This window comes from Deinococcus rhizophilus, assembly GCF_030271215.1.
GTDB lineage: Bacteria > Deinococcota > Deinococci > Deinococcales > Deinococcaceae > Deinococcus > Deinococcus rhizophilus.
In genome coordinates, this window is record NZ_JASNGB010000139.1 from 1 (window position 1) to 7,716 (window position 7,716).

The following is a 7,716-nucleotide window of genomic DNA, read 5'->3' on the forward strand; positions in this document are numbered from 1 at the left end:
CGGCGCCGGGGTGGCGGCGTCCTGCGCTGGGGGAGCAGGCGGGGGTACGGGGGACGCGGCTTCAGGAACTGGAGTCTCCGGCGGCTCGGCAGACGGGGGTGGCGACGCGGCCTCGGGCGGCGGCTGCGGGTCTACCGGCTCCGGTGCTGATGCGGGCCCGGGTTCAGGTGCGGGCGGCGGTTCCGGCGGCGGACCCGCCTCGGGCGCGGGGTCCGGTGGCAGGTAGCGGCCCAGCGAGACGGGACGGTCCGGGTCGCGGGGCGGCAGGTCCGCGAAGACGGGGTCGTCGAGGACTCCGGCCGGGGGCGGAAGGCCGTCGCCGTCGAGTTCGTGGTAGACGACCTGCCCCACCGCCGCGACCCGCTCGTGGGTGAGGTACAGGTAGCCGCCCCCGCCCGCAGCCAGGGCCAGCAGCACGGTTCCGATCAGCCAGCGGCGGCGCACAGGGGCACTATAGCCGGGGGGCGGCGGCCGGGAGGGAGGCGGGCGGGCTTTCTCTCTTTCCGGCGGGGCCGGGGTATCTTGCACCGATCTGCCCATGCCGACCCTGCCGCCGCCCCCACCTCCAGTTTCCCCCGCCCCCACGGTGGCCCAGCGCCGGGTGGGACTGCGGGCGGGGATGGTCTGGACGGTCGCGGGACAGGGGGTTTACGCGGCGGCCCAGTGGTTGACCGTGGCGCTGCTTGCCCGGCTGGGAAGCCAGGAGGTGGTCGGGCAGTATGCGCTGGGGCTGGGGCTGGTCAATCCCCTCTTTCTGCTGCTGGGCCTGCAACTGCGCAGCGTGCAGGCCACCGACGCGGGCGAGGCCCGGCCGTTTGGGCAGTATTTCAGCCTGCGCACCCTGACGATGGGACTGGCCCTGGCCCTCACGGCGGGGCTGGCGGCCCTGTACCCGCAGGTGGCGGGCGTGATCCTGTGGCTGGGGGTCGCCAAGGCGCTGGAGGGCGTGAGCGANGGCCCTCACGGCGGGGCTGGCGGCCCTGTACCCGCAGGTGGCGGGCGTGATCCTGTGGCTGGGGGTCGCCAAGGCGCTGGAGGGCGTGAGCGACGTGACCTACGGCCTGATGCAGCGGCAGGAACGGCTGGACTGGGTGTCCCGGTCCACCCTGCTGCGGGGGGTGCTGGGGCTGGGACTGCTGGCCGCCCTGTTCGCCACGACGGGAAGCGTGGCCCTGGGCGCCGCCGGGGTCGCCCTGGCCGGGCTGGTTGTGCTGGTCGCCCATGACCTCCCGCTCGCGCGGCGGCTGGCTCCGGGCGGCTGGTGGACCCGGCACATTCCGGCCGACCTGCCCCGGCTGGCGCTGCCGCTGGGCGTGGTGATGGGGCTGGTCTCCTTCGGCAGCACGCTGCCCCGGCTCTTTCTGGAACACGCGCACGGCAGCGCGGCGGTGGGGGTGTTCTCGGCCCTGAGTTCCGTCACCGTGGTGGGCAGCCTGGTCGTGGTCGCGCTGGGCACGGCCCTGACCACCCGGCTCTCGCACCTGTTCGCGTCGGGCGAGCGGGGAGGCTTCGTGCGGCTCACGCTGGGACTCTCGGGGGCAGCGGCCCTCTTCGGGGTGGGCCTGACCCTGCTGGCCGTGGTCGCCGGGGGGCCACTGCTGGAGCTGCTGTACGGCCCCGACTACGCGGGCGAGGGCCCCGCCTTCGTGTGGCTGAGCGTGGGCGCGGCGCTGAGCTACCTCGCCTCCTGCGCGGGCTTCGCGGTCACGGCGGCGCGGCGCTTCCGCGAGCAACTGCCCCTCTTCGCGGCCGTCACCGTGATTCTGGCACTGGCCTGCGCCTGGCTGATTCCCCCCCACGGCGTGATCGGCGCCGCCTTCGCCGGGCTGATCGGGGCCGGGGCGCAGCTCGCGGGCAGCCTGCTGATCGTGGCGGGGGCGCTGCGGGCCAGCCTTCCGCCCAGCCCGGTGCCCCCAGGAGACCTATGACCCTTCCCGATAGCCTTCCCCCTTCCCCTGGCCGCCCCCTGCGTGTCCTGCACCTCACCGGCACGCTGGACCGGGGCGGGGTCGAGAGCTGGCTGGTCAACCTGCTGGGTCAGGTTCGCCCCACCGAGGCCCGCATGGACCTGCTGGTGGTCTCCCCCGACCCCCGGCCCGGCGACCTCGACCGGCTGGTGTGGGGGCTGGGCGGGCGGGTCTTTCAGGCCCCCTCCACCCGGCGGCCGCTCGCCTTTGTGGCCGCGCTGCGGCGGCACCTGCGCGAATACGGCCCCTACGACGTCATTCACAGTCATATTCATCATTTCGGGGGCCTGGCGCTGCTCGTCGCGCGGCTGGCGGGAGTCCCTGTGCGGGTGGCGACGAGTCATCTGGACTCCCGCCGGGAGGACGCGGCCGCCGGGCGGGGCCGCCGACTGTACCTGCGGGCGATGGAGGCCGCCCTGGGGGCGGGCGTGACCCACCGCCTCGCGGTGAGCGCCGAGGCCGCCGCGGCCCTGTTCGGCCCGCGCTGGCGGGAATGGGGCACCCGGTTGGTCACCCTGGGGGTGAATCTGGACGCGGTGCGGGCGGCGCGGGGAGAGGCGGACACCACCCGGCGCGAGCTGGGGCTGCCGTCAGGCGAACCGGTGATCGGGCATGTGGGCCAGTTCCGCCCGCAGAAGAATCATTCCTTCCTGCTGGACGTGTTCGCGGCGTACCTGGAACGGCACGGCCCAGCGCAGTTGCTGCTGGTGGGTGACGGCGCCGAGCGGTCCGGCATCGAGGCGCGGGTGCGTGAGCTGGGCCTGAAGGGATGCGTTCATCTGGTCGGCTCGCGGCCCGACGTGCCCCGGCTGCTGTGGGCGATGGACGTGTTCGTCTTCCCGTCCACCCACGAGGGCCTCAGCCTCGCGCTGCTGGAGGCGCAGGCAGCGGGGCTCCCGGCAGTGGTGTCGGATGGGGTGCCGCTGGACCGCCGGATGCGGCTGGAGGCGGTCGAGGTGCTGGGCCTCGCGCAGAAGCCCGCAGTCTGGGCCGATGCCGTCGCCCGCGCCCTCGCCCGGGGCCGGGCGGTGCCCGAGACGCTCGACTTCGATATTGCCCGGACCTCGCGGGAACTGCTGACGTTCTACGCGCAGGCCGCGTGGCAGACGGAGCGCCGCTCCCCATGAGCCTGAGCCTGCCCTCCTCCCGGCGAACGGTCGCGGCGCCGGTCCTGGCCCCGCTGCTGGAGCGGGCCGTCGCCGGGCTGCTGGGGGCTTACGTGTTCGTGCAGTTTTTCGGCCCTCCGCTGCTGGCCGTGGGGCCGAGCTGGGCGCTGTGGCCCAGCCTGGCCGACCTGCTGCTGTGGGCGGCGCTGGGGCTGGGGCTGCTCTACCGCCGCTCGCCCGCGCCGGAACACCGGGCGGTGTGGCAGGCGCTGGGGCTGGTCGGGGGCCTGTCGCTGCTCTCCTTTGCGCTGCTGCTGGTGCTGCGCGACCCGGGGCTGGGCGTCGCCGTGCCCTTCGGCCTCTTTCAGCTGTACAAGCTGGTGCAGACGCTGGCCGCGTTCTGGCTGGTGTCGCGGCTGCCGCTGACCGACCCCGCCTTCGCGGGCACCCGGCAGCGCTGGGGGACCGCCGCGCTGCTGTGCTTCGGGCTGATGGTGGGGGGCGTGCTGTGGACCACCTTCTCCCCCGCCGTGCCGGAGACGCTGGGGCAGGTGCTGCCGCGCGGGCAGGGGGTGGCCGGGCCGTGGGAGGGCTTCTACCGCCACTACGAGCAGGGGCTGGGGACCATCGGTTACAACCACGGGCACGTCGCGGCGATGGTCCTGCTGAGCGGGGCACTGGCGCTGCTGCTGCGGCCGGGGCGCTGGACCCCCTGGGTGCTGGCGGGCATCCTGGTGGCGTCGTTCCTGTCGGGGTCGCGGGCGGGCTTCGCGGGGGCGGCGCTGTTCGTGCTGCTCCAGGGGTTCCGGACCCCCGTCCTGGCGACCCTGGCCCTCACCGCGCTGGCGGCCGGAGCCGTGGCCGCGAGTCCCTGGCTGGGCGCGGAACTCGGCGACCTCGTCTCGCGGCAGTCCACCCTGCTGGAGGCCACCGAGGCCGGGAACCTCGCGGGCCGCACCGACATCTGGGCGGCGTACCTGGAAGGGCTGGCAGCCGAGCCCCTGCGGCTGCTGATCGGCAGCGGCTTCGGCTCGGGGGTAGGCAACCTGGGGGCCTATGCCCACCTGTTGCCCCTGCAGGTGCTCTACGAGACCGGGCTGGCGGGCCTGACCGTCCTGGGGCTGCTGTTCGGGCTGCTGTTCGCGCGGTTGCGGCAGGCCGGGACCCACGCCGCCGGGGTGGCCGCACACCTGCTCGCCGCGCTGTGGCTCACGGCGCTGACCACCGACACCTTCTACCCCAACTCGGCCTTCGGATCCTTTCTGCCGCTGCTGGCGCTCACGCTGGCCCTCGCGCTGGTCCGGCCCCCCGCCCGCCCCCTTCCCACCTGAGGAGTCTGTCACCTTGCGCGTCTGCATCGTTTTGGAACACCGCTTCGTCCACACCCCTGACGGGGCCACCTACGACAACGGGCAGGCCACCTATGCCCACTTCCGGCGCTACCTGGGCACCTTCGAGGAGGTGCAGGTCGTGGCCCGCTCGCAGCCGGTGGCGCGGCCCCGGCCGGGCGACCGCCGGGTGGACGGACCGGGGGTGCAGGTCGCGCATATGCCCTACTACGAGGGTCCCGGCGGGCTGCTGCGGCGACTCGGCCCGGTGCTGGGCAGGCTGCGGGCGGTGCTGGCCCCCGAAGACGCCGTGATTGTGCGGCTGGGCGGTGTGCTGGGGCACCTCGCGGCGGGGCTGCGGACGGTGCAGGGGCGGCGCTACGCCGTGGAGGTCGTCAACGACCCCTTTCTGGGCTTTGCACCGGGACCGGGACGGCGGGGCCACCTGCGCCCGCTCTTCCGGGTGCTGATGACGGCGCTGACCTGGGGCCAGGTGCGGGGGGCGGCGGCCGTGCAGTACGTGACGCGGGAGGCCCTGCAGCGCCGCTACCCGCCGGGGGCGGGGGTTCCCGCCTTCGGGGTGTCCGACGTGCATCTGCCGCCGGAGGCGTTCGCGGCCGGGCCCCGGACCTTCCAGGAGCCGGCCCTCCGCGCGGTGCTCGTCGGGGCGCTGGAGCAACCGCACAAGGGGGTGGACGTGGCGCTGGAGGCCCTGGCCGCCGTGCGGGGGGCCGGACTGGACGCGCGTCTCACCGTGGTGGGCGAGGGGGGCCTGCTCCCCGGGCTGAAGGCGCAGGCCCGCGCCCTGGGGGTGGCGGACGCCTGCACCTTTGCCGGACAGCGCAGCACCCCCGCCGAGGTGCGGCGCGACCTCGCGGCGGCGGACCTGTACCTGATGCCCTCGCGCACCGAAGGGCTGCCCCGTGCGCTGCTGGAGGGCATGGCCCAGGCCCTCCCCGCGCTGGGGTCGGACGTGGGGGGCATTCCCGAGCTGCTCTCCCCGGACGCGCTGGTGCCTCCCGGCGACGCCGGGGCGCTGGCCCGGCTGTGGCACTCCCGCGCCCCGGACCCTGCGTGGCTGACCGCGCAAAGTGAGCGCAACCTTGCCCACGCCCGCAGCTACGCCGACGACGTGCTGGACCGCGAGCGGGGCCGCTTCCTGCGGGTGGTGCGGGAGCGGGCGGCGCGGTAAGCGGCCACCCACAGCCACGCTCCGTATCATGCCGTGTGTCCCGACTGCCCCCCCTGCGAATCCTCTACACGACGACCACGCCCATCGCGGCGCTGGCCTTTTTCGCCCCGCAACTGCGGCACCTGCGCGAACAGGGCCACGACCTGCACCTCGTCACGCCGCCCGAACCCGCCGAACTGGTGGGCCGGGCCCGGGCGGTGGGGGGCGCGACCTTTCACCCCCTCCCGATGGCCCGCGAGATCTCGCCCCGGCGGGACCTGCGGGCGCTGATGGGGATGCTGGGCATTCTGATCCGGGTACGCCCGCAGATTCTCAACTTCTCCACGCCCAAGGCCGGGCTGCTGGGCGGGCTGGCGGGCGTGCTGACCGGGGTGCCGCTGCGGGTGTATTTCATCCATGGACTGCGCTCGGAAACGGCGGCGACCGGCGCGCTCGCACGGCTGCGCCCACTGCTGAGGCTGATCGAGCGTCTGACCTGTGCCTGTGCCCACGAGGTGCTGTGCGTCAGCGAGTCCAACCGCGCCGAGGCGGTGGCGCTGGGCCTGGTGCCTGCGGGCAAGATCCGGGTGCTGGGGGCGGGCAGTCCGGCGGGCCTGAACGTGGACCGCTACGCCCATCCCGACCCCGGGGCAGTCGCCGCCGCGCGGGCTCAGCTCGGCCTCCCGGAGGGCACCCCGGTCGTGGGCTTCGTGGGGCGCCTCGCGCCGCAAAAGGGGACCGAGGAGCTGCTGCTGGCCTGGGAAGACGTGCAGCGCCGCCTGCCTGAGGCCCGGCTGCTGCTCGTCGGCACGCCCGACCCTGCCAATCCCCTCTCGGCGCGGGCGCTGGAGGCCTACCGCCGGGTGCCCGGGCTGGTGCAGGTGGACTTCGAGGCCGACATGAGCCGCCTCTACCCGCTGATGACCCTGCTCACCCTGCCCAGCCGTCACGAGGGACTGGGCATGGTCGTGCTGGAGGCGGCGGCGGCGGGCGTCCCGGCGATCCTCACCGACGCGCCCGGCGTGCGCGACGCGGGGGTGCCGGGGGTAACCTGCCTGCAAGTCCCCACCGGAGACGTTCCGGCCCTCGCTGGGGCGCTGCACCGCCTGCTCACCGACCCCACCGAGGCCCGGCGGCTGGGCGAGGGCTCGCGGCGCTGGGTGCGCGAGCAGTTCAGCGAGGAGCGGGTGTGGGAGCTGTGGGACAGCTTCTACGCGGCGGCCTGGGCACAGCGGCAGGAGGCGGCCCGGGGGCGGCGGCCCCTGCTGCTCGCCGCTGGGGCCGCCCTGCTGCTGGGGCTGGCCCGAGGCCGTCGCCGTCGCCCCTGCAGAGACAGCTCTGGCACCGCCTGAAGCGGTCGTCCGGGGGCCGCCGTGACCTGATACGGCCTCGGATTGAACAGTGACGCCACGTGCTCGATCCCAGCAGAGCCAGAAGGAGCAAGACGGTTTCCGGGAGAGGAGGTGCCGAACCGGTGCTCTCCTGGGTGGAGAACGGTTTGGACGGCCCTGGGACCGGGCCTATTCGCGCCGCTCGAGGTCGCCTGCCCCGCGCACCACCTCGGCGGCGAGGCCGTATACCGGGTCGTAGGGACCCGTCCACACCAGGGCCCAGCCCCGCGCCTCGGCGTGGCCGCGCGACACGGCCCGCTGCGCCTCGCCGGGGGTCAGCCACGCGGCGTAATTCAGGGCGCCGCCGGGCATGCGCCCCGTCTCGCGGTAGGCGGCGATCAGCGAACGGGCCTGGTCACCATAGGGAATCAGGACCGGCATCGACGTGCCGGGGCGGGGGCGCAGTTCGGAGGCGAAGGACGCGTAATCCAGCGCCTCACGGTGCGCCCGCAGGGCATCGGCCCACCCCGAGGGTCCGCCGGGAAACAGCGCCGCGTCGTATTCCCGCTGCTCGGGGGGGCCGGGCAGGATGTGATCCGGGCCCAGCAGGCGGCGGGTCAGCTCCAGCTCACGCCGCCAGCCCTGCGGCACTGCCACGTCCTGCAGGCGGCACAGGAACAGGTGCCGCCGGGTCAGCGCCGCCGCCTCCACGACGTGCGGCAGCGGCGAGGTGACCTGCCAGACCGTCTCGAAGGGGCCCGCCGCCGCCGGGGGCAGCGAGGTCGCCACCACCCGCACCGTCTCTCCCCGCCC

General features: G+C 74.7%; 5 protein-coding genes and 2 pseudogenes. 5 read left to right on the forward strand and 2 right to left on the reverse strand.

The annotated features are described in order from the left end of the window. Positions 1-444, reverse strand: a pseudogene (locus QOL99_RS12830) (hypothetical protein); the annotation flags it as partial. 557 nt (positions 445-1,001) lie between these two features. Here QOL99_RS12830 and QOL99_RS12835 point away from each other — a divergent pair. The 5 genes from QOL99_RS12835 to QOL99_RS12855 are packed head-to-tail and all read left to right on the forward strand — an operon-like array spanning position 1,002 to position 6,924. Further along, a complete protein-coding gene (locus QOL99_RS12835; protein WP_285524367.1) occupies positions 1,002-1,928 on the forward strand; it encodes a lipopolysaccharide biosynthesis protein in 927 nt (308 codons plus the stop codon). After that, positions 1,925-3,094, forward strand: a complete 1,170-nt coding sequence (locus QOL99_RS12840; RefSeq protein ID WP_285524368.1) for a glycosyltransferase — start codon at positions 1,925-1,927, stop codon at positions 3,092-3,094. The genes QOL99_RS12835 and QOL99_RS12840 overlap by 4 nt, the downstream gene beginning before the upstream one ends. Beyond that, on the forward strand, positions 3,091-4,404 hold the full coding sequence (locus QOL99_RS12845) for a hypothetical protein (RefSeq protein WP_285524369.1): 1,314 nt from the start codon (positions 3,091-3,093) through the stop codon (positions 4,402-4,404). The genes QOL99_RS12840 and QOL99_RS12845 overlap by 4 nt, the downstream gene beginning before the upstream one ends. A 13-nt stretch (positions 4,405-4,417) precedes the next feature. Then, a complete protein-coding gene (locus QOL99_RS12850) occupies positions 4,418-5,593 on the forward strand; it encodes a glycosyltransferase (RefSeq protein WP_285524372.1) in 1,176 nt (391 codons plus the stop codon). 35 nt (positions 5,594-5,628) lie between these two features. After that, positions 5,629-6,924 (forward strand): glycosyltransferase, encoded by a 1,296-nt coding sequence (locus QOL99_RS12855; protein WP_285524373.1) that lies wholly within the window; start codon positions 5,629-5,631, stop codon positions 6,922-6,924. Between the two features lie 168 nt (positions 6,925-7,092). Here the strand turns inward: QOL99_RS12855 and QOL99_RS12860 are convergent. Beyond that, positions 7,093-7,716: pseudogene (locus QOL99_RS12860) on the reverse strand (hypothetical protein); the annotation flags it as partial.

What these genes read in the sequence shown, in the direction of transcription:
- QOL99_RS12840 (WP_285524368.1), top strand. Translation starts at nt 1,925, where the DNA reads ATGACCCTTCCCGATAGCCTTCCCCCTTCCCCTGGCCGCCCCCTGCGT.
- QOL99_RS12845 (WP_285524369.1), top strand. Translation starts at nt 3,091, where the DNA reads ATGAGCCTGAGCCTGCCCTCCTCCCGGCGAACGGTCGCGGCGCCGGTC.